This is a genomic window from Solilutibacter pythonis, assembly GCF_003697345.1.
Classification (GTDB): Bacteria; Pseudomonadota; Gammaproteobacteria; order Xanthomonadales; family Xanthomonadaceae; genus Solilutibacter; species Solilutibacter pythonis.
Genome location: NZ_RFLY01000009.1, coordinates 38,228 through 58,092 on the forward strand (window position 1 = coordinate 38,228; position 19,865 = coordinate 58,092).

Sequence of the window (19,865 nt, forward strand, 5' to 3'; positions counted from 1 at the left end):
GGCGTCCTCACTGCGTCTTGAGCTGGATGGCGGGGGCGATGCGCATCGCCCGCCAGGCCGGCAGCGCGCCGGCGAGCAGGCTGGCGAGGAGCGCGACTGCGAAGGTGGAGGCGAGCATCGGCAGGTTCATCGATGCCAGTTCGGCGTATTGCGCCGGCTGCTGGCGCACCCCCCACAGGCCGAGGAAGGCCAGTGCGAGGCCGGCCACGCCGCCGGCCAGGCCGACCAAGGCGGCCTCGATCAACAACTGCATGAAGATCTGCCCGCGGCTCGCCCCCAGCGCGCGGCGCACGCCGATCTCGCCGCTGCGGCGCAGGAACTTGGCCAACAGGAGGCCAACCACGTTGACCAGGCAGACGATGAGAAAGCCCAGCGACAACCACAGTTGCAGCTTGACGTCGGAAGGCACCGCCTTGGTGAAATCCAGCCACGCCATCACGTTGCGCAGGCGTACGTTCGGCGGCCGCGCGAAGCGCCCGGCGGCCTTCTGCTGCCCGGAATAGTTTTCCAGATAGCGCTTGAATTCAGCCGCCCGCGCGGGGGATTCCAGTTCCACCCAGTATTGGAGCCAGACGCAAGGCTGATTGAGGTCGGTGTCCTTGCCTTGGCGGCTGGCGCTGAAGCAGTTCATGCTGCCACTGTTGCCCCACTCCAGCTCGCGGGCGGTGGCGTAGGGGACAAAAACCATTTCGGTCTTGCCGAAGGTGCTGGCGTTGTTGTCGTAGAACCTCGGCGTGGGTCGCCATTCATCCATCACCCCGACGATGCGGAACTCCGTGTCTTCCAGCCTCACCGTCTTGCCGGTGGCGTCGGCGCCACCGAACAGCTTGTCGTTGAGCTCCGGGGTGATGACGGCCACCCGCGCGCGCGCGTCGTCGTCGGCGCGGCTCCAGGGTTTGCCGTGTTTCATCGGTACTTGGAACATCGGAAAGAAATCCGCCGAGGCATTGCGCGCGGTGGCGATGAAGGGCTGAGCGGCGGCGCCGGCTTCGATCACGATCGTGCTCGCCACGGTGATGGCCTGCGCCTTGGCGCGCCTGGCGGCCAGCAGGGTCTCGGCATCGTAGCGGCTGAGGTCGGCCGGCGGTTCGCTGTTGGTTTTCTTCGCCGTACCCGGATACATGTCCAGTTGTACGCGAAACAGCCGCTCGCTCTTGTCCGGGATAGGATCGCCCGCGAGCGTGCGGAACACGGTGAGCGTGGTCATGGTGGCGCCGATGCCGACGGCGATGGTCAGCACCATCAGCACGGTCAACGCCTTGTTGCGTTTCAGGCTCTTCAGGGCGAGCTTGAGGTAATAGCCGAACATGAGATTTCCCCTGCGGTGTTGACCTCGCCCTTCCCCGATGCGGAAGGGCGTGCTGGCGTCACGCGGCTTTTTCCGCGTGCAGGTCGGTGGCGATGCCGTCCACGATGTGCACGTTGCGTTGCGCGCGCGCGGCCAGTTCCGGGTCGTGCGTCACCATCACGATGGTGGTGCCGCGGCCGTTGATGTCCTCCAGCAGTTCCATCACCCCGCGCGCCATCTGCGAATCCAGGTTGCCGGTGGGTTCGTCGGCCAGCAGCAGGCGCGGTTCGCCCGCCAGGGCGCGTGCGATCGCCGCGCGTTGTTGCTGACCGCCGGAGAGCTCGGCCGGATAGTGCTTCATGCGCGAGGCCAGGCCGACATCGCTCAATGCCTTTTCGATGCGTTCCCTGCGCTCCTTGCCGCCCATGCCGCGATAGCGCAGCGGCACGTCCACGTTGTCGAACAGGTTGAGGTCGGGGATCAGGTTGAAGCTCTGGAAGATGAAGCCGATCTTGCGGTTGCGGAGCCGGGAGCGCGCATCGTCGGAGAGCCCGCGCACGTTCTCGCCGTCGAGCACGTATTCGCCGCCGGTGAATTCCTCCAGCAGCCCGGCGATGTTGAGGAAGGTGGTCTTGCCCGAGCCCGAAGGCCCGGTGACAGCGACGAACTCGCCCTCCTTGACGTGCAGGTCGAGCGCGCGCAGCGCGTGGGTTTCCACCAGCTCGGTGCGGTAGACCTTGGTGATTTGTTTCATGGAGAGCATGCGGGTTTCCTTGGTGGCGGGGCGGGAGGATTCGAAGGGAAGGGGATGCGTTAGTTGATGCGGACTTTCTCGGCATCGCCGAAGCCGTCGGCGCCGGAGACCACCACGCGCTCGCCCGCTTTCAGGCCGGAGACGATCTCCACAGCGTCCAGGCTTTGCGCGCCGGTCTCGATCTCGCGCTTACTGGCGACGTTGCCGTCCATCACCCAGGCGTTGCGGCCGCCGCCCTGTTCCACGAACGGCCCGCGTTCGACCATCAGCACGTTTTTCCGGGTGTCGAGCAGGATGCGCGCGGACAGCCGCTGGTTCTGGCGGAGAACCGGTGGCTGCGCGCCTTCGTCGAAGCGAAGCCGCGCGCTCACTTCGCCGTTCACCACCTCGGGCGATACCGCGGAGACGGTGGCGGGGTAGCGCTGGTTGTTGCCGGTGAGTTGCGCCGGCATGCCGATGCCGAGATCGCGGGCGAAGCTCTCGGGCACCTTGATTTCCACTTCGAACCGGGTCAGGTCGATGACGCTCAGCACCGGCGCGTTCGCCAGCACGTTCTGGCGCTGGGTCACGAAGACCTGCCCGACCTGCCCATCGAACGGCGCGCGGATGGCGAGCGCGTCCACTTGTCGCCGCAGTTCTTCCACCACGGCGCGCTGGCGGCTGGCCAGCGCCATCTTGTTGCGTGCGTCCAGGCCGGCGGCCGCGCCTTGCAGGCCGGCATCCTGGCGGGCGTGGCTGAGGCCGATATCGGCTTTCTGCACCGAGTCCTGCGCGCGGGCGAAATCCACTTGCGCCACCGCGCCGCCTTCGAAACCGCGCTGGTAGCGCTGCATCTCGCGGGTGGCGGCGATCTGTTCCACGCGCGCCTGATCCAGCAGTTTGCGGGCGTTGGAGCGCGCCAGGCGGGCATCCACCGCCGCGCGGCTGGCCTCGCCTGCCAGGCTGGCCAGCGTGGCCTGCTCCTGCGCGAGCCGGCTCAACAGCTCCGGGCTGTCGATCTCGGCCAGCACCTCGCCCCGCTTCACCGCGTCGCCGGCCACCACCTTCAGCGTGACCGTGCCGCCGCCGATCGCGTACAGACTCGGGCTGTTGGAAGCGATGACCCGGCCCTCGGCCGCGATGTCGCGCACCAAGTCGCCCCGCTTCACTTGCGCGATGCGCACGCGCGCGGCGTCCACCGAGCGGCCGCCGGAGAGCCAGCCCGCGCCGATCCAGCCGGCCAGCGCCACGAACGCGGCGGCGGCCGCGGCGACCAGGATCACGCGTTTCTGGCGCGCCTTTCGCTGTGGGCCGGAACCGAGGCGGGTGTCTTGCGCGGAGGTGTCGCGGATGCTCATGCGGATTCGAGTGGCGGGAAGGGATATCCACTTATTGCAAATCGCGTGCCAACTTCAAATTGTTGATTAACAAGTGAATTTTTGTGAAGTGGAGCGTCCGTTCACCCTGACGGACGTCCGCCGGACACCGCCGTGTCCGGTTAAAATCGCCTCTCTTGGAAAAGGAGTTGTCCCATGTGCGGAATCGTCGGCGCCATCGCCCAGCGTGATGTGGTCCCCGTACTGGTCGAAGGGCTGAAGCGGCTGGAGTACCGCGGCTACGATTCTTCCGGCATCGCCGTGATGGCCGATGAAAGCATCCGCCGCGTGCGCCGCACCGGCCGCGTCGCCGAAATGGAAGCCGCCGCGCTCGCCGAGGGCTTCGATGCCGGTCTCGGCATCGGCCACACCCGCTGGGCCACGCATGGCGGCGTGACCGAATCCAACGCGCATCCGATGGTCAGTCACGGCGAGCTGGCGCTGGTGCACAACGGCATCATCGAGAACCACGAGGCGCAGCGCGAACGGCTGCGCGCGCTCGGTTACGAATTCACCTCGCAGACCGATACCGAGGTGATTGCCCACCTCATCCATCACTACCGGCGGACGGGAAAATCGCTGCTCGCCGCCGTGCAGCAGGCGGTGAAGGAACTCGAAGGCGCTTACGCCATCGCGGTGATCGACAAGCGCGACCCTTCCCGCCTGGTCGCCGCGCGCATGGGCTGCCCGCTGTTGATCGGGCTGGGCGAGGGCGAGAATTTCGTCGCCTCGGACGTCTCGGCGATCATCCAGGCCACTCGCCGGGTGGTCTTCCTGGAGGAAGGCGACACCGCCGAGGTGCGGCTCGACGGCGTCACCGTGTTCGGCGTGGACGATGCCGAAGTCCAGCGCGAGGCGCACCTGTCCGACGTCTCGCTGGCTTCGTTGGAACTTGGCCCGTACAGCCACTTCATGCAGAAGGAAATCCACGAACAGCCGCGCGCGCTGGCCGACACCATCGAGGGCGTGGCCGATCTCGGCGCGTTCGACGCACAGCTTTTCGGCGACGAGGCGGCGGCGGTGCTGGCCGATGTCGAGTCCGTGCAGATCCTCGCCTGCGGCACCAGCTTCTATGCCGGGTCGGTGGCGAAATACTGGATCGAGGCGATGGCCGGCATCCCGTGCGCGGTGGACATCGCCAGCGAATACCGCTATCGCGAGGTGGTGGCGAACCCGAAGCAGTTGATCGTCACCATTTCGCAGTCGGGCGAGACGCTCGACACCATGGAGGCGCTGAAATACGCCAAATCGCTGGGCCAGGGCAAAACCCTTTCGATCTGCAACGTGCCCGAGAGCGCCATCCCGCGCGCCAGCCGTTTGGTGTTCCACACCCGCGCCGGGGCGGAGATCGGCGTGGCCTCGACCAAAGCGTTCACCACCCAGCTGGTGGCCTTGTTCGTGTTGGCCGGCACGCTGGCGAAACTGCGCGGACGGCTGGAGGCGGCCCGCGAGGCGGAAGCGATCGAAGCGCTGCACCACCTGCCCGGCAGCGTGCAGCATGCGCTCAACCTGGAACCGCAGATCAAGGCATGGAGCGAGAAATTCGCCCCGAAGCAGCACGCGCTGTTCCTGGGCCGCGGCGTGCATTACCCGATTGCGCTGGAAGGCGCGTTGAAGCTGAAGGAAATCAGCTACATCCACGCCGAAGCCTATCCGGCCGGCGAGCTGAAGCATGGCCCGCTGGCGCTGGTGGACAAGGACATGCCGGTGGTGGTGATCGCGCCCAGCGACCGCCTGCTGGAAAAAGTGAAGTCCAACATCGAGGAAGTGCGCGCGCGCGGCGGCGAGATGTTCGTGTTCACCGACGACGACAGCCACTTCGGCGAATCCGATGGCGTGCACGTCATCCGCACCCCGCGCCAGGTCGGCGCGCTTTCGCCCATCGTGCAATCGATCCCGGTGCAGCTCTTGGCCTACCACGCCGCCCTGGCGCGCGGCACCGACGTGGACAAGCCGCGCAACCTGGCGAAATCGGTGACGGTGGAATGACCGCCCGGGCGGCGGCGATGCCGCCCGACTGCGGGGGATGAAGGGTTTGTCCCGGTTACGGGTGGAGGCCGAAATAAGCTGGTCGAGTGGGTGCGGGTTTGCGCGTTTGAGCAAGGGAATGACAAGCCCAAGCGGATTTGATGTCGGGAGGGCTGGAAGTGCTTCCAGCGGTGTGGCTGGAGGCACGTCTCTGGATACACAAGCGGGTGTGCTGCCGGTGCCGGCTTGGGTTGAACCTGGCGTGGCGGATACGCCATGGACGCATTAATTGGCGGGAAACATACGCTGCGACCCTGGCTGCGAGGCGATACCGATGAGCTGGAGCGATAGAGCCGAGCTCGCGGCATCTGCTCTGCATGGGAGTCGCTCGTATCATTTCAGTGCGTTAACGCACATCCCAATACCTGGTCATGGTAAAACACGATGCGGTGGCAAGCGGGTTGCTGAACAATCGTTTCAGCCTTATGCCGCGCCAATGAGTCTGGTAGTCCATTTTCAGATCGAAAACATATCCTTCGAGGCCGTGCTTCGTTCTTGCCAGATAAAATAAGTCGCTACCCGTGTCGAAACATTCAATGATCTGAATTTCGGATTCCGGGGGGATTCGTGCGATGGCGGTCTTTGATGTGGGGGTCGGATAAAGTTTTGTCTCGACCGGAGGGGTGGCCGTATAGCTAAGGGAGGACAGGGCGCTCCATGTGAATAGAAGTATCAGTGTCAGGGTTATGGTCGTCAATCTTGGGAATGTCATTTTTTACGGATTCGCCCTGTGCCAAATGACTGACTTGACTACGCCCGCGTTGAACAGGGCTTCACGGAATCGTGCTGGGCTCATGGACATCGGGATGGGTATCCCTGCCCGGAGGAGGCAGCCCTGTGCTGCGGTCGTGCAGTTATTGGTTGCAAAGTTGTAGTCACCCATTGTTGGCTTGTCTTTTTCGCCCTGCATGCAAGCATCAAACCTGGCGTCCTGTTTTGGCGTCATTTCAACCATCAATCCCATTCCACTTCGGCCAACTCCCTGCGTTTGACGTTGGATGTAGGCATTCGCCATGGGGTATCTCGTATCCCATCCGCCGGTGCCGAATGAGAAGTTTCTCCCGTCGCCCCCTACTGAGGAAACGTGTCCAAACATGGACCCTGGGTTGGGAAGTGGATTCCAAAAGATGATTTGACGATCCAACCCCCAGGGGTCGGTGTAATTGACCGGGTTTCCTGCAACGTAAGCGTACGTGTTGACGCCGCCGGCCAATCCGATTGGATCGGATTGTAGATAACGGGCCTGAACAGACAGGCTTGCCACGGTCATTGTCAATGCTGTGATGGTCGCGGCAAGCAGTTTCATCGTCATGGTCGCGCTCCCTGTTGGGCCTCTTTCGTTCGTTGAATGACCTGTTGGTACGTCGTGTCTTGCCTTGTCGTCGGCTGTGCCCACCCCAGTGCCTCGGCTTTCTGGAACCAGAGGATATTGGCTCGGGCGAGGATTGCAAACTCGGCTTGCTTCTCCGGCGGGATGGCTGCCTGCGATGGATATCGATCCATGTAATTCGTCTTCATGATCAGGTAGTGCGCGCTGCCTTTTTGCAGCATCGCCGCCGTGTCCTTCGGATCGAGCTTTAGCGCCATATCCGCTACCTCGATTTGTTTCGTGTATTTGCGCTTATCCCGGTAGGATTCCATCAAGGTGCTCAGCATCACTCCGAGCGATTCGCGTTTGCTCAACGGCCGCAGATAGATGCCGTTGGCCATTGCCCTCGGCGTGATACCCATGTCGTGCTGGTAGCTGCTATCCAGCTTGAAGCCACCGCTGGTCGCTTCCACATTGACCCACTTGCCGTCGTAAGGGTTGTGGAACTTCGCCAGCACGTGCTGCGGCGCTGTCGCCAGTGTCAGGTTCAGGTCGAGCTTCTGGCCTAGGATGACCAGCAGGATCGGCATGGACACGCAATTACCCTTGCGGGTATCCAGATAGGTGGACAACAGCTTGTTCCGAATGATCTTGCCGGATGGGTCATCGAGGTCGTAGCTGAAGGGACGATAGTCATTCCATGGACCGGGTTGGCCCAGGGAAGCCAATAGCAGTTCCATCTTGACCGCGTCGTTTGCGTTCGCAGGAAAGCGCGCCTTGACTCCGGCAGCCAGCGCATCGAGCCGCCGCAGCGTGCCAGGCACATCGATTGTCGAGTCGATGAACTGATCGATGGCAAGCTTGGCCCGGGCCAGGTCAACCTGGTTCTCGGGTGTTGCTACGAGAGCCCTTATCGGTCCAAGGGCGGGATCCTGCGCTGGCTTGGGCGGCATTGGTTGATTCGCCCTCTGCTTGCCTGTGTTCGCCGCGAGTGCATCCGGGCACGTCACCGAAAGGCCGGTGCAAAGCAGTATGATCAGCCAAAACCGCATCGCTACTTTCCCCAAAGTCAGCTACGGTCATCCTAGATGACAACGACAATGGCGACAACCGCTGGCTTCCACGCTTGAGGCACTGCCGGTTCTAGCGCTCTCGGTTGGAAATCCACGAGGGAGTGCATTTCCGTCCCGCCGGCGGACAGACCGCCGGCTTCACTCGACGCGAAGGAGTTTCCGTCATGCAATGCCTCAACAATCCGCTTCTCAATACCGACAGCTACAAGGCCAGTCACTGGTTGCAGTATCCGCCCGGCACCGATGCCACCTTCTTTTACGTGGAGTCGCGAGGCGGCACTTACGACCGCACCGTGTTCTTCGGCCTACAGGCCATTCTGAAGGAATACCTGGCCAGGCCCGTCACCCATGCCGATGTCGACGAGGCGCGTGATCTGTTCGCCGCCCACGGCGAGCCTTTCAACGAGGCCGGGTGGCGATATATCGTCGATCGTCACGGCGGCCGGTTGCCGATCCGTATCCGCGCCGTGCCCGAGGGGACGGTGGTGCCGACCCACAACGCGCTGATGACTATCGAGTCGACGGACCCTCGGGCCTTCTGGGTGCCGTCCTATCTGGAAACCATGCTGCTGCGCATCTGGTATCCGGTGACGGTGGCGACCACCAGTTGGCACGCCAAGCAGACCCTCCGTCAGTTTCTGGAACGCACCAGCGACGACCCGGAAGGCCAGTTGCCCTTCAAGCTGCACGACTTCGGGAGCCGGGGCGTTTCCAGCGTGGAATCGGCGGCGTTGGGCGGGGCGGCTCACCTGGTCAACTTCCTGGGTACCGATACGGTGTCCGGCCTGCAACTGGCCAGGGCCCATTACCACGCGCCGATGGCGGGTTATTCCATCCCGGCCGCCGAGCACAGCACCATCACCAGTTGGGGCCGGGAGAACGAGGTCCTGGCCTACCGCAACATGCTGACCCACTTCGCCAAGCCCGGCGCCACCGTGGCGGTGGTGTCGGACAGTTACGACATCTACCACGCCATCAAGACGCACTGGGGCGGGACGCTGCGCCAGGAAGTGATCGATTCCGGCGCCACCATCGTCATCCGTCCCGACTCCGGCGATCCGGTGGCGGTGGTCCATCAATGCCTGGAGTTGCTGGACGAAGCCTTCGGCCACAGCGTCAACGGCAAGGGCTACAAGGTGCTCGATCACGTACGGGTGATCCAGGGAGACGGCATCAACCCCACCAGCGTTCGCGCCATCCTGGAGCGGATCACCAGCGCCGGCTATGCGACCGACAACGTGGCTTTCGGCATGGGCGGCGCGCTGTTGCAGCGGCTGGATCGGGATACTCAGAAGTTCGCGCTCAAGTGTTCGGCCGCCCGCGTCGATGGGAAGTGGATCGATGTCTACAAGGACCCGGTCACCGACAAGGGCAAGCAGAGCAAGCGCGGGCGCATGACGTTGCTGCACCACCGCGAGTACGGCAATTTCCGAACGGTGCCGGTCCCGGCGGCGGCCGAATCGCTGGCCGAGGTCGAGAAGCCCCTGGGTTTCGAGGATGCGATGGTGACGGTCTGGGAGGATGGAAAGATCGTCCACGACGATACTTTCGCCGACATCCGCGCCCGCGCCGACGCCGCCCGCCTCTGAGCGCTACCTGTTTCCGCTTCCGTTGGTGCCCATGGTACGCGCGACTGGACGCCCGGCCCGTCGCGTAATGTCGATGTCGCTGTGGGCCGGTCGAAGCGGCCAGCCCGCCAAGCGGCCAGCGACCGTATCGCCCGACCCGTGGCGTTGTCGCGGCGATACGGGGGTGCGGATTCTGGCGGCCGCGTCGTCGGCCGCCCCAATGCCGATGATGTCGGCGCGCCCGGCAGCCTGGCAGGCGATGGGGGCTTCAACGACAGGGGATCGGGGGCTGGCGGCAGGCCCGCCAAAGCCGGAGGTTGCCCGCGGAAGTGCCAATCTCTCAGTGCGCGCGCAGCCGCCGCAACGCCGCGATCAACCGGTCGATCTCGCGCTCGCGGGTGAAGACCGCCGGCGTCACCCGCACGCGGGCGCCCGAGGCCAGGCCGGCCAAAGCCGGAGGTTGCCCGCGGAAGTGCCGATCTCTCAGTGCGCGCGCAGCCGCCGCAACGCCGCGATCAACCGATCGATCTCGCGCTCGCGGGTGAAGACTGCCGGCGTCACCCGCACGCAGGCGCCCGAGGCCAGGCCGTCGCGGTGCACGGTGAAGACGCCGCCGCTTTCCAGCAGATGCCGGGACAGGGCGATGTTGTCGGCCAGCGAGGTTTTGCCGCGCAGGCGGAACGAGGCGATGGCCGAGGCCAGACGCGGGTCGTCCGAGGCCAGCACTTGCAGCGCGGGCATCTCGCGCGCGGCGGCCAGCCAGCGCTCGCGCAGGTATTGCAGGCGGGCTTGTTTCCTTGCCGTGCCGATCGTCTCGTGCAGTTCGAGCGCGGCGGGCAGGGTGGCGAAGGCGGCGAAATTGACCGTGCCGGTGTGGACGCGGATGCGGATGTCCCCGGCATCGCCCGGCTCGCCCATGTACGGGTCGATGTCCGCCACCCGGCCGCGGCGGATGTAGAGCGCGCCGAGGCCGACCGGCGCGCCGATCCATTTGTGTAGATTGATGCCGGCGAAATCCGCGCCGAGTCGCGGCAGCGTTTCGTCGATCTGGCCGATGCCGTGCGCGGCATCCACGATCACGTCGATGCCGCGCGCGCGTGCCAGCGCGGCGATTTCGGCCACCGGCAGGCGCAGGCCGTGGCGGTGGCTGACCTGGGTCAGCAGGATCAGGCGCAGGCGCGGATGCCGTTCCATCGCCCGTGCATAGGCGTCGATCAGATTCTGGTGGGTGAACGGCTCGGGCAGGTCGATCTTCAGCACTTCCACGCCGCGCCGCGCGTTGAGCCAGCGCATGGCGGTGATCATGCCGTCGTAATCGGTATCCGCGTGGAGCACGGCGTCGCCAGGGCGCAGGCGGTTATAGCCGCCGATCAGCGCCTGGAGAGCTTCGGTGGCGCCGCGCGTCAGCGCGATTTCGTCCACGCCCACGCCCAACGATTCCGCCAGCCGCGCGCGCGCGGCTTCGAATTCGCGGGGAAACGCATGGCGTCCGTACCAGGCGTTGTCGTGGTTGGCGCGGGCGCTGGCGGCTTGGTAGGCCGTCAGCACCGGCTTGGCCATCGTGCCCCAGTAGCCATTGTCCAGCATCGCCACGTCGCGGGTGATGTCGTAGAGGTTGGCCACCGCGTCCCAGTAGTTCGCATCGGTGGCCGCGCCGCCGCTTGGAAGCCCGGCGGCGGGCACGCCGGATAGCCAGCCGCTGGCGCCGAGGCCCAGCAGCGCACCGGATTTCAGCAACGTGCGGCGACGCGCGTCCACGTCAGAATTTCACCCGGTATTCCAGATAGAGATTGCGGCCGTCGGTGTCGTAGGGCGCGTTGCGCGAGTAGACCAGGCCGCGGCTGGCCTGAAAAGTGGCTTCGTCCGGATAGGTGTCGAAGAGGTTGTCCGCGCCCAGTCGGAACTGATGTATGCCGACGCGGTAGCGCAGTGCCAGGTCGAACAATTGGATCGCGCCGAAGCGCTGGAAGATGTCGCCGCTGGCGTTGCCGGACGAATCCGTCCATGCCCCGTAGTGGCGGAGCCGCGCGGTCGCACCCCAGCGTCTGGCGTCGAAGTCGGCGGTCAGGGTGGCTTTGTTGCGCGGTAGCCGCTCCTCGAACAGGATGCGCTGGGTCGCGTTGCTGGCAACGCCGGTGTCGCCGCGATCCACGCGGGTGCGGTTGTAGTTCCAGGCGGCGGTCAGGTTGAGTTTTCCCGCCGCCCCGTCGCGCAGCCAGCCGGCGATCACGTCGACGCCGCGCGTGGTGGTGTCGAAATCGTTGGTGAAGAAGCTGACCGAGCTGTAGCGCATCGGGTTGGGCATGCCGGCGGGGATCGCATGACTCGGCGACTGGCTGAAGCGGTCGGTCACTTTGATGTCGTACACGTCCACCGAACCGGAAAAGCCAAGATCGTTCCGCCAGGCCATGCCAAGCGACAGCGTGCGCGATTTTTCCGGCCCCAGCGGTTTCGCGCCAAGCGCGATGGCCAGCGGATCGTTGGGTGAGAGCCGCCCCGAGGTGAATACTTGCAAGGTGACGGTATCCAGCCCCTGCACCGTATTGGTGGAATGTACCTGGCCCGGCGTGGGGGCGCGAAAGCCGGTCGACCACGCGCCGCGCAGCGCGAGGGCCGGCGAGAGTTCGAGCCGGGTGGAGAGCTTGCCGTTCAGCGTGCCGCCGAAGGTGGAGAAGTTTTCGTAGCGCAGCGCGCCGCCCAGATTCCAGCGCTCGGTGAGTGGGGCCTCCACGTCCAGATAGGCGGCCAGGCTGCGCTGCGTCCACTTGCCGGCCTGGCGGTCGCTGTAGCCGGGCGCGCCGTTCGAATTGGGCGACAGGCCGCTGGCCGCGCCGGGGCCGACGGCGTAGGCGGCCGCATCGCCGGCTTTGACGCCGAAGGTCTCGCTGCGCCGCTCGGCGCCGAAGGCCACGTTGAGCGGTGCGGGCAGGGCGGCGAGTTCCCACGAATAGACGAAATCGGCATTGAGGTTCAACTCTTCCTGCGAGAGCTGGCCGAGCTGGAAGAAGGTCGGGCTTTGCGGGCCGAGCGAGGCGTTGATGGTGTTGCCAAGCGTGTAGCGGATGGCGCTCCGGCCCCAACTGGCGCTGACGTCCCAACGGAAGTTTTCGTTGAACTCGCCGCGCACGCCGCCCATCAACTGGGTGTCGCGCTGGCGGCTGCCGTACTTCGGCGAAAAGCCCGCCGGGTAGAGCGCGCGCAGATCCCAGCCGGGAAATTCCGCCACCTGCCGGTAGACCGAGGGCGTGCCGTCGGGGTTGCGCCAGTTGAAATCGGAAACCCCCTTGCTGGTCGAATGGATGCCGTATCCGTACAGCGCGGTGTAGCCCGCCAGTGGGACTTCCAGGTTGAAGCCGAGGTGGCGGTTGTCGAGGTCGGGCTGGCCCCAGCGCTGTACCGGATTGGGGACTCGCACGTCGGGATTGGCGTTCTGGAAGGCGATGGCGTCGGCGCGCTGGCGGCTGCGCGAGGTGGCATCGCCGTTTTCGCCCTCGGCGAAGAGCACGACGTGGCCGGTGTCGCCGAGGGCGAAGCCGGTCTTGCCGCCCAGCCGGACGGCCTTGCCGTCGCCCGCGCTGTATTGCGAGACGCGCGCGGAAAGCTCGGTGGCGGTGGCGTCGTCGAGGATGATGTTGATGACCCCGGCGATGGCGTCCGAGCCGTACTGCGCCGAAGCGCCATCGCGGAGGACTTCGATGCGCTTCACCGCCGTGACCGGGATGCGCGCGAGATCCGCGCCCTGCGCGCCGCGCGCGCCGAGAAAGGCGGAACGGTGGAAACGCCTGCCGTTGACCAGCACCAGCGTCTGGTCGGGTGAGAGCCCGCGCAGCGTGGCCGGACGCACGAAGACCAGACCGTCGTTCATCGGCAGGCGCTGCACCACGAAGGAAGGCACCAGTTGCGCCAGTACGTCGTTGAGATCGACCGACTCCACCGCCTGGATGTCTTCCGCCGAGAACACGTCCACCGGCGCCATCGTGTCGAACTGGGTCCGCTGGCTGCCGCGTGTGCCGGTGACGATCACGTTGTCGAGTTTCGTCGAGGCGTGCGAGACGGCCGGATCGGCGTCGGTCGCGTGCGCCGAGGCCGGCAGGGCGGTGGCGCCAAGCGCGAAGGCGATGGCGCGTCCCAAGGTTCCCGGTTTCATTTCGTTTTCCGCGTATTAAGGAATGCGAAATATTCGTTGGCGCAGGTTACTCACGGTTGACAGTCTGATGGCGGTTGCATGAAGCCTCCGGGTGTCCATGCCGCTCGAATGCCGGCACCGGGTGCGATACGGGCATGGCGGGGGCGGGCGTTGTGCTTTACCGGGGCGCTCGCCATCGAGTATCGGCCCGGATCGGGTGGATGCGGGCGACGCGTTTGTGGCGGCCGCGGGTTTCCTGGGCGGGGCCCGCGGGGTTCGATGTCCGTCCCGGCGTCGTCTGGCCGGCGACGCCATCTTGCGCGTGTCAGACGCGGACGCGCGCCATCAAGGGCTCGAATCGATAAATGGCCGACCGGCGTCCGGAGGCTTCCCTGACCACTTGCAGCAAGCCCGCTTGCAGCAGCACGCGGCTGAAGCGCGCCGCCGTCTGCGAGGGGATGCCCGCGCTCTTGGTGAAGCGGCTGTTGCTGAAGACGGGATGGGTGAACAGGTAGTCCAAGGCGGCCACCGCGTACTTGGAAGCCAGCAATGCGGCGAACCGCGGTTTCATGTCTTCGTAAAGCGTGCCGATGGACTGGGCCGCCTCCAGGTTGTCCACCGCCTGCCGCTCGACCGCGCTCAGGAAGAAGCGGCACCAGCCTTCCCAGTCCCCGTTGGATGAAACCTGGCGCAGCCGTTCGATGTATTCGTCCTTGTTTTCCTCGAAATAGCGGCTGATGTAGAAATGGGGCGCGGCGATGGCATCGCCCTGCCACAGCATGAGCGTGACGAGCATGCGCCCGACGCGCCCATTGCCGTCTTCGAACGGGTGCAATGCTTCGAATTCGGCATGCGCCAGCGCCGTGCGCAACAGCACCGGCATGCGATCGTCGTTGATCAGCGCGAACAGCGCCTCCATGCCGCCGGGCAGGTGCTCCGGCGCGATCGGGACGAAACTCACCCGCCGGCTGCCCTGCTCGCCGATGTAGTTTTGCTGCCGCTTGTAGGCGCCAGGTGCCTTGCGCGCGCCACGGCCGAGCGACAGTAGCTGGCGGTGGATGCTCTTAAGTAGCGATTCCGATAACGGTTGGCCTTGCTGGATCTGCGCTTGGGCGGTGTTGAGCGCACGCCGGTAGAGCAGGGTCTCGATGGCGTCGGAGCGGAATTCCTGGGCGGCGCCGGCGTCGTCGTCACCGAACTCGGCCTCCACTTGCAGGATCTCGTCCAAAGTGCTGATCGTGCCTTCCATACGCGAGGAGACCACCGCCTCCTGGCCGCGCAGCGGAGCCAGGAACAACTCGCTGTTGTGCAGGCCGCGCAGCATCTGGTCATAACGGGCGAGCGCCGCATTGGCGGCCAACAGGCCGTTCAGTAAAGGCGCCAGCGCCAGGTCGCGGGGCGGGAATTGGCCATCGTGATAGTGCGTGGCTTGGCTGATGTCCAGGGTCATACGTCTATCTTGTGATTTGTCTTCAATAAAATCAACATTGTTAACGACAATACGTTTGTTGTTCACGGATGGGGATCAAGTGCTTCAGACATCAACATTTCCTGTTTTGTTGACGACAAACCCGATTGATGTCGATGGGTGATACGCAACGTTGTTTGCCATCAATGAATGGCGCAGGATGAACATCGAGCGCTGATGGGCCGTATGGGCGAGGTCTTCCCGGGCATGCGGGCGCGCCCGCCTGATCTCCGCCAGCCCCCGAGGCATGGCGGCGACAGCCGCAGGCCGAAGCGGCGCGCGTTTCATCCCGGGCCGGTGGGATTTCGATGCATGGTGGGAAGTCCGGCTCAAGGGTCTATAATCGATAATGATTATCGTTTGCTGAAGAAGCGAATGCCCGACACTCACTTGCAGCTGCATCCTGTCGCACGCCTGTTCGATGCGCACGGCAATTGGTTGCAAGCCTGGCTTGGCCGGCGGCTGGGGTGCCGCGAACTGGCTTCGGATCTGGCGCAGGACACCTTCGTCAAAGTCTTGCGGGCGGGCACCGATGCCGCATCGCTCCAGGAGCCACGGGCCTATCTAGTCACGATTGCCCGCCGCCTGCTCGCCAACCATTACCGTCGCCACTCACTTGAGCAGGCATGGCTGGAAGCCTTGCGCGGCCTGCCGGAAGCCAGGGCGCCCTCGGAAGAGGAGCGCTGGGTCGTGCTGGAGACCTTGCACTTGCTGGATGAGGTTCTGGACGCTCTGCCCGCGCGGGTGCGTCGGACGTTTCTCTTGTCCCAACTCGAAGGCATGACCTATCCCGGCATCGCCGAGCGTTCCGGGGTGAGCGTGCGCACGGTCAAGCGCGACATGGCATCCGCCTTCGTGCATTGCCTGAAGGTGCTGGGGTGAGACGGCCCGGCGAATCGGGCAAGGCGGGCGCCACGCCGGCCGAACTGCCCGATGGGGTTTTGCATGCCGCCGCGGAATGGATGGCATTGCTTGCTTCCGGCGAGGCCGGGCAGACCGACATCGACGCATGCCGGGCATGGCGGGACCAGCATCCGGATCATGCCAGCGCATGGCGGCGCGCCGAACGGGTGTTCGGCCGATTGGAAAGCTTGCCCGCGCCCCTGGCGAGGCAGGCGCTGGATCGCCCGCGCTCCTCGTCGCGGCGGACACTGCTGCGCAATGCCCTGCTGCTGGCGATGGCGGTGCCGATTGGCGGCATTGCTTGGCGTCGGCTGTATGGGGTGGATCACCGCACCGGGCGAGGTGAGCGCCTGCAAATCGAGTTGGCCGACGGCAGCGCGCTGATGCTGGATGCCGACACGGCGGTGCGAGTGGATATGGGGCGGGATGCGCGCCGGCTCGAACTCGTGCGCGGCAGGCTTCACGTGCGCACGGCGACCGGCCCGTTGGCGCCGGCGCGTGCGCTGCAAATCGTGACCCGGCAAGGCGTCCTGCGTACTGGCGATGCCCGGTTCGGCGCCGGGGAGGCGCGCGCGGGGTTGCTCGTCATGGTCGAACAGGGCGTGCTGGAACTGGTCGCGGAAGCCGACCGGAGGGGCGGCACGATCGCGGCGGGACGGATGGCACGCATCGTCGATGGCGCCATCACCGAGATCCGCGCATTGGGCGGGGAGGATCTCGCCTGGGTGGCGGGTCTCCTGCATGCGGACGGCGAGCGGCTGGACGCGTTTCTGGAGCGACTGGCGCGTTATCACCGTGGCTGGCTGAGGTGCGACCCCGCGGTGGCGGGCTTGCGGATTTCGGGCACGTTCCGTACCGACGACCCGGAAGGCGTGCTCGCGGTCGTGGTGCGGACCTTGCCGGTCAAGGTCGTGCGCCGCGGGCCGTGGACCCTGATCGAGGCGGCCTGAAAACGCACGCCCGATGCGTGTCCCCTTTCCTGTCGGCGCGTGTCAATGACAGGGAAAGGCGAGTCGTACCGCCGAAAGGAACCCCACCGTGAATCCGAACCACCCCTCTCCCTGGCCGGCGCGCCGCTGGCTGACGCATGCGCTGTGCCTGTCGATTCTTGCAACCGCGACCGCCACGCCGTTTCCCGTGCTGGCCTTGCAGGGCAAGCCCGTGCAACCGGGCGGGCGGCTGTCGATCGATATTCCCCCAGGGGAGCTTGGACCGGCGCTGAGACGCTTCGCGACCTTGCATGAGCTGACCCTGGCGTTCACGCCCGAGAGCGTCGCCGGCCGGCGCACGCAGGGCCTGTCCGGGACGTATGACGTCGAACAGGGCCTGAATAAGCTCCTGGCGGGAAGCGGATTGTCCTATCGCTTCGAGAGTGCGCGCACGATACGCCTGCTGCCCGGTTCCGAGGCCCCGCCATCGCAGGAAAACGTGATGCAGACCGCGCCGCTCAACGTCATGGGCGGCTGGACGGAGGGCGCGCTTCCCGCCTACGTGAGCGCCTACGGGGGCCGGAGTCTGGCCGACACGGGCACCCGCGTGCTGTCCGGCGGTGGCTACCAGGCGCGCATCGCCGGCGATGGAGATGCCAACAGCGTGCTGCGCGGCATGGCCAACGTGCAGTACCAGAACGACGCGTCCAACGATGCCGGCTACGACGGCATGCGCGAGATCGACATGCGGCCGCTTGAGGTCTCGATCTCCGGCGGCAAGCTGTACGAGAACAACTTCCGCATCAACGGCATCGGCGTCAACAACCTGTCCGGGCGTGTGGAGAAACCCTCGCTGGCGGGTTATTGCGGCGATGTCACCCACGATTACTGCACGGTGCACGATCAGTCGGTGATCTACGGCCTGCACTCGCAGACGGTATTCGTGCCCGATACGTTCGTCGAATCGGTCACGGTGGTCGACAGCAACGCCTCGGCGCGCTATGGCGACTTCCAGGGTGGCGTGGTGGACTACAAGCTGGCCGACCCGAAAGATGCGTTCGGCATGACCTTCAACCATGACCGCAGCGGCAGCGACTGGGTGAATTACCGGCTAGGCACGAAAAACGGCGAGAACCGCTACAACCGCCTCAAGCCGTATTTCCGAAACGACAAATATGCGCTGTCGGTCAATGTGCCGGTGAGGGATGGTTGGGCGATGAGTCTTTCCTACAGCCAGCAGGACGCCCACAGCCGCAAACAGCGCGATGCCCAATACGTCAACGACAGCGTGATCGAGGATGCCTCGACCAGCCGCTACTACCGGCTCGCTTCCCGGCACGACACCGCGTACGGCAAGTTCACGCTGGATGCGAACCGCACCGACTACACCAACAGCTTCATCAACGTCGCCTGGCTCGATACCGTGTTCGACGTGCGTACCCGTGGCCTGACTTCGCAGTTGCGGCACGAGATCGATCTCGACGGCCTGCGTTGGGCGCGCGTCGGGCTGGGCGGAGTAAGCCTGACTTCCCGCCTGTTCCATAACGACTCGCGCGTGCTCAACAAATCCGACCGCGACACGATCTATACCCCTTACGGGGCCAAGGCCATGGGACGCGGCGCCCGGCGATGGATATGGGAATCCGAAGAACTGCGCGGCATATGCCGCTACGCGCCATCGGATTCGAGCTGCAGGCAGGGTGGTCATGGCGAACGCCAGCAGTCGCAGAAGGAAACGGGTCTCAGCGTCGAGATGGATGGCGACATCTTCCATGGGCGGTTCAATGCCGGTTTCGACTGGAACCGCGCCACCGTCGAGCGCATGCGTCCGCGTGATGCCTGGTTCTACAGCTCGTACCGGACCGTGGCCGACGATTTCCCCACAGACTGGAAGAACCGCCGCTTCATCTGCGCGGAAGGCGATTCGAGTTGCAGTGCCGAGCAATACGCCAGCATGCTGACCGGCTACAGCGCCTATCGCGCCACCGCTTCGGTCGACATGCTGAGCGCCCATGCCGAATACGACCGGCGCTGGGGACACTGGTCGCTACGCGCCGGTCTGCGTGCCGACTACGAAAGCTATTTCAGGAATACCAACCTGTCGCCGCGCATGGTGTTGAGCTTCCTGCCGCACGAGCGGGTCTCCTTGAGCGCCGGTTTCAACCGCTATTACAACGGCGCCGCGCTGTATTACGCGATCCGCGACCAGCAGCCCTCGCAGGTGAATTACAGGATCGATGGATCTTCGCGTCGCGCCGATCCGGTGACGGGCAAAGTCCGGCAAGACTGGAAACCGCACGCAAGGCGATATGTGTCCTATCGCGATGCCGGTCTGGATACGCCTTATACGGACGAGATCACCAGTGCGTTGCAATGGCACGAGCCATGGCTGGACGGCAGCCTGCGATTGCGTCTGATCGATCGCCGCGGCAAGGATCAGTTCGCCACCTCGAAGGCGGCCAGCCGCGAGTTCGTGCTGACCAACGATGGTCGTAGTCGCTACCGCTCGGCGAGCCTGGAGTACCGGAAGTCGTGGTCGGATACGCCGCTGGCCGATCAGCTCGGCGTGTCGTTGTCGACCACCTGGTCCAGGCGCGCCACCTCATCCAGCACCTATTTCGACGACGACGGCCAAACCAGCCCGGATGACTTCATCTACTACCGGGAGAGAACCTATACCCGCGCCACTTTTCAAGAAGTCACCGGCAATCTGGACATCCCGGTACGGTCTTCCCTGGTGGTGGATTCCGATTGGCTGGACAATCGCCTGAGCTTGGCGCTCAGCTTCGATCACAACTTCAGCTACGACGCCGTTCGCGACAGCGCCACCGACATCGTCATCGACGACCAGCGCTACAACGTGTACGAGGATTACCGCGCGAAAGCCACCACGACGGTGGGCCTGTCCGGTACCTGGCAGGCTTGGAGTGGCGATACGGCGGGTGTGTCGCTGCGGTTCCGGGTCAACAACCTGTTCAACGACTTCGGTAACGCGTACGCCAGCGCGAACCGTCCGTGGCTGCGCGGCCGGTCGTTCTGGGCGGGCGTGGCCCTGCGGTTTTGA

The 19,865-nt window shown here is 65.1% G+C and carries 14 protein-coding genes; 5 read left to right on the forward strand and 9 right to left on the reverse strand.

Translation table 11 applies throughout. The features are described from left to right. Nucleotides 1-7 precede the first annotated feature (7 nt). Genes EBB59_RS07740 through EBB59_RS07750 form a run of 3 tightly spaced genes read right to left on the reverse strand, consistent with a single transcriptional unit; the run spans nucleotide 8 to nucleotide 3,379 of the window. Nucleotides 8-1,309: an ABC transporter permease gene (locus tag EBB59_RS07740; protein ID WP_122101579.1), complete on the reverse strand. Its 1,302-nt coding sequence runs from the start codon at nucleotides 1,307-1,309 to the stop codon at nucleotides 8-10. Nucleotides 1,310-1,367: 58 nt separating this feature from the next. Beyond that, on the reverse strand, nucleotides 1,368-2,051 hold the full coding sequence (locus EBB59_RS07745) for an ABC transporter ATP-binding protein (RefSeq protein WP_122101580.1): 684 nt from the start codon (nucleotides 2,049-2,051) through the stop codon (nucleotides 1,368-1,370). A 50-nt stretch (nucleotides 2,052-2,101) separates the two neighbouring features. Beyond that, complete coding sequence (locus tag EBB59_RS07750; protein WP_122101581.1) at nucleotides 2,102-3,379, reverse strand: efflux RND transporter periplasmic adaptor subunit; 1,278 nt, start codon at nucleotides 3,377-3,379, stop codon at nucleotides 2,102-2,104. A gap of 174 nt (nucleotides 3,380-3,553) precedes the next feature. Between EBB59_RS07750 and glmS the strand changes: the two genes are divergently transcribed. Next, complete coding sequence (gene glmS / locus EBB59_RS07755) at nucleotides 3,554-5,386, forward strand: glutamine--fructose-6-phosphate transaminase (isomerizing) (protein WP_122101582.1); 1,833 nt, start codon at nucleotides 3,554-3,556, stop codon at nucleotides 5,384-5,386. A gap of 754 nt (nucleotides 5,387-6,140) precedes the next feature. On the opposite strand, the gene EBB59_RS14480 is transcribed toward glmS, so the two are convergent. Together EBB59_RS14480 and EBB59_RS07765 are read right to left on the reverse strand one after the other, a co-directional pair. Next, the gene (locus EBB59_RS14480; RefSeq protein WP_342769034.1) at nucleotides 6,141-6,737 is read right to left on the reverse strand and encodes an RHS repeat-associated core domain-containing protein; all 597 of its coding nucleotides are present in this window, start codon (nucleotides 6,735-6,737) and stop codon (nucleotides 6,141-6,143) included. After that, nucleotides 6,734-7,786, reverse strand: a complete 1,053-nt coding sequence (locus tag EBB59_RS07765) for a transglutaminase family protein (protein ID WP_122101583.1) — start codon at nucleotides 7,784-7,786, stop codon at nucleotides 6,734-6,736. The genes EBB59_RS14480 and EBB59_RS07765 overlap by 4 nt, the downstream gene beginning before the upstream one ends. 185 nt (nucleotides 7,787-7,971) lie before the next feature. On the opposite strand from EBB59_RS07765, the gene EBB59_RS07770 reads away from it, so the two are divergent. After that, nucleotides 7,972-9,396 (forward strand): nicotinate phosphoribosyltransferase, encoded by a 1,425-nt coding sequence (locus EBB59_RS07770; protein WP_122101584.1) that lies wholly within the window; start codon nucleotides 7,972-7,974, stop codon nucleotides 9,394-9,396. 462 nt (nucleotides 9,397-9,858) lie between these two features. On the opposite strand, the gene EBB59_RS07775 is transcribed toward EBB59_RS07770, so the two are convergent. The 4 genes from EBB59_RS07775 to EBB59_RS13455 all read right to left on the reverse strand — a co-directional run bounded on the left by EBB59_RS07775 (nucleotide 9,859) and on the right by EBB59_RS13455 (nucleotide 15,257). Next, nucleotides 9,859-11,133: an aminotransferase class V-fold PLP-dependent enzyme gene (locus tag EBB59_RS07775; protein WP_122101585.1), complete on the reverse strand. Its 1,275-nt coding sequence runs from the start codon at nucleotides 11,131-11,133 to the stop codon at nucleotides 9,859-9,861. A 1-nt stretch (nucleotide 11,134) separates the two neighbouring features. Continuing rightward, nucleotides 11,135-13,522, reverse strand: a complete 2,388-nt coding sequence (locus EBB59_RS07780) for a TonB-dependent receptor plug domain-containing protein (RefSeq protein WP_122101586.1) — start codon at nucleotides 13,520-13,522, stop codon at nucleotides 11,135-11,137. A 304-nt stretch (nucleotides 13,523-13,826) separates the two neighbouring features. Then, entirely contained in the window at nucleotides 13,827-14,951 is a 1,125-nt protein-coding gene (locus EBB59_RS07785) for a Fic family protein (RefSeq protein WP_122101587.1), read from the reverse strand. Between the two features lie 84 nt (nucleotides 14,952-15,035). Then, complete coding sequence (locus tag EBB59_RS13455; protein WP_147455535.1) at nucleotides 15,036-15,257, reverse strand: hypothetical protein; 222 nt, start codon at nucleotides 15,255-15,257, stop codon at nucleotides 15,036-15,038. A gap of 87 nt (nucleotides 15,258-15,344) precedes the next feature. Here EBB59_RS13455 and EBB59_RS07790 point away from each other — a divergent pair, with 87 nt between their 5' ends. The 3 genes from EBB59_RS07790 (at nucleotide 15,345) to EBB59_RS07800 (ending at nucleotide 19,865) form a co-directional block, all read left to right on the forward strand. Then, nucleotides 15,345-15,851 carry a sigma-70 family RNA polymerase sigma factor gene (locus EBB59_RS07790; protein WP_122101588.1) on the forward strand — a complete coding sequence of 169 codons (507 nt, stop codon included), beginning with the start codon at nucleotides 15,345-15,347 and terminating at the stop codon, nucleotides 15,849-15,851. Then, entirely contained in the window at nucleotides 15,848-16,822 is a 975-nt protein-coding gene (locus EBB59_RS07795; RefSeq protein WP_122101589.1) for a FecR domain-containing protein, read from the forward strand. Before EBB59_RS07790 ends, EBB59_RS07795 begins: the two co-directional genes overlap by 4 nt. Before the next feature lie 88 nt (nucleotides 16,823-16,910). Then, entirely contained in the window at nucleotides 16,911-19,865 is a 2,955-nt protein-coding gene (locus EBB59_RS07800) for a secretin and TonB N-terminal domain-containing protein (protein ID WP_122101590.1), read from the forward strand.

Bases quoted from the DNA above. Each gene is read 5' to 3' on its own strand.
- EBB59_RS07740 (WP_122101579.1), bottom strand. From the start codon at position 1,309: ATGTTCGGCTATTACCTCAAGCTCGCCCTGAAGAGCCTGAAACGCAAC.
- EBB59_RS07745 (WP_122101580.1), bottom strand. From the start codon at position 2,051: ATGCTCTCCATGAAACAAATCACCAAGGTCTACCGCACCGAGCTGGTG.
- EBB59_RS07750 (WP_122101581.1), bottom strand. From the start codon at position 3,379: ATGAGCATCCGCGACACCTCCGCGCAAGACACCCGCCTCGGTTCCGGC.
- glmS (WP_122101582.1), top strand. From the start codon at position 3,554: ATGTGCGGAATCGTCGGCGCCATCGCCCAGCGTGATGTGGTCCCCGTA.
- EBB59_RS14480 (WP_342769034.1), bottom strand. From the start codon at position 6,737: ATGACGATGAAACTGCTTGCCGCGACCATCACAGCATTGACAATGACC.
- EBB59_RS07765 (WP_122101583.1), bottom strand. From the start codon at position 7,786: ATGCGGTTTTGGCTGATCATACTGCTTTGCACCGGCCTTTCGGTGACG.
- EBB59_RS07770 (WP_122101584.1), top strand. From the start codon at position 7,972: ATGCAATGCCTCAACAATCCGCTTCTCAATACCGACAGCTACAAGGCC.
- EBB59_RS07780 (WP_122101586.1), bottom strand. From the start codon at position 13,522: ATGAAACCGGGAACCTTGGGACGCGCCATCGCCTTCGCGCTTGGCGCC.
- EBB59_RS07785 (WP_122101587.1), bottom strand. From the start codon at position 14,951: ATGACCCTGGACATCAGCCAAGCCACGCACTATCACGATGGCCAATTC.
- EBB59_RS13455 (WP_147455535.1), bottom strand. From the start codon at position 15,257: ATGAAACGCGCGCCGCTTCGGCCTGCGGCTGTCGCCGCCATGCCTCGG.
- EBB59_RS07790 (WP_122101588.1), top strand. From the start codon at position 15,345: ATGCCCGACACTCACTTGCAGCTGCATCCTGTCGCACGCCTGTTCGAT.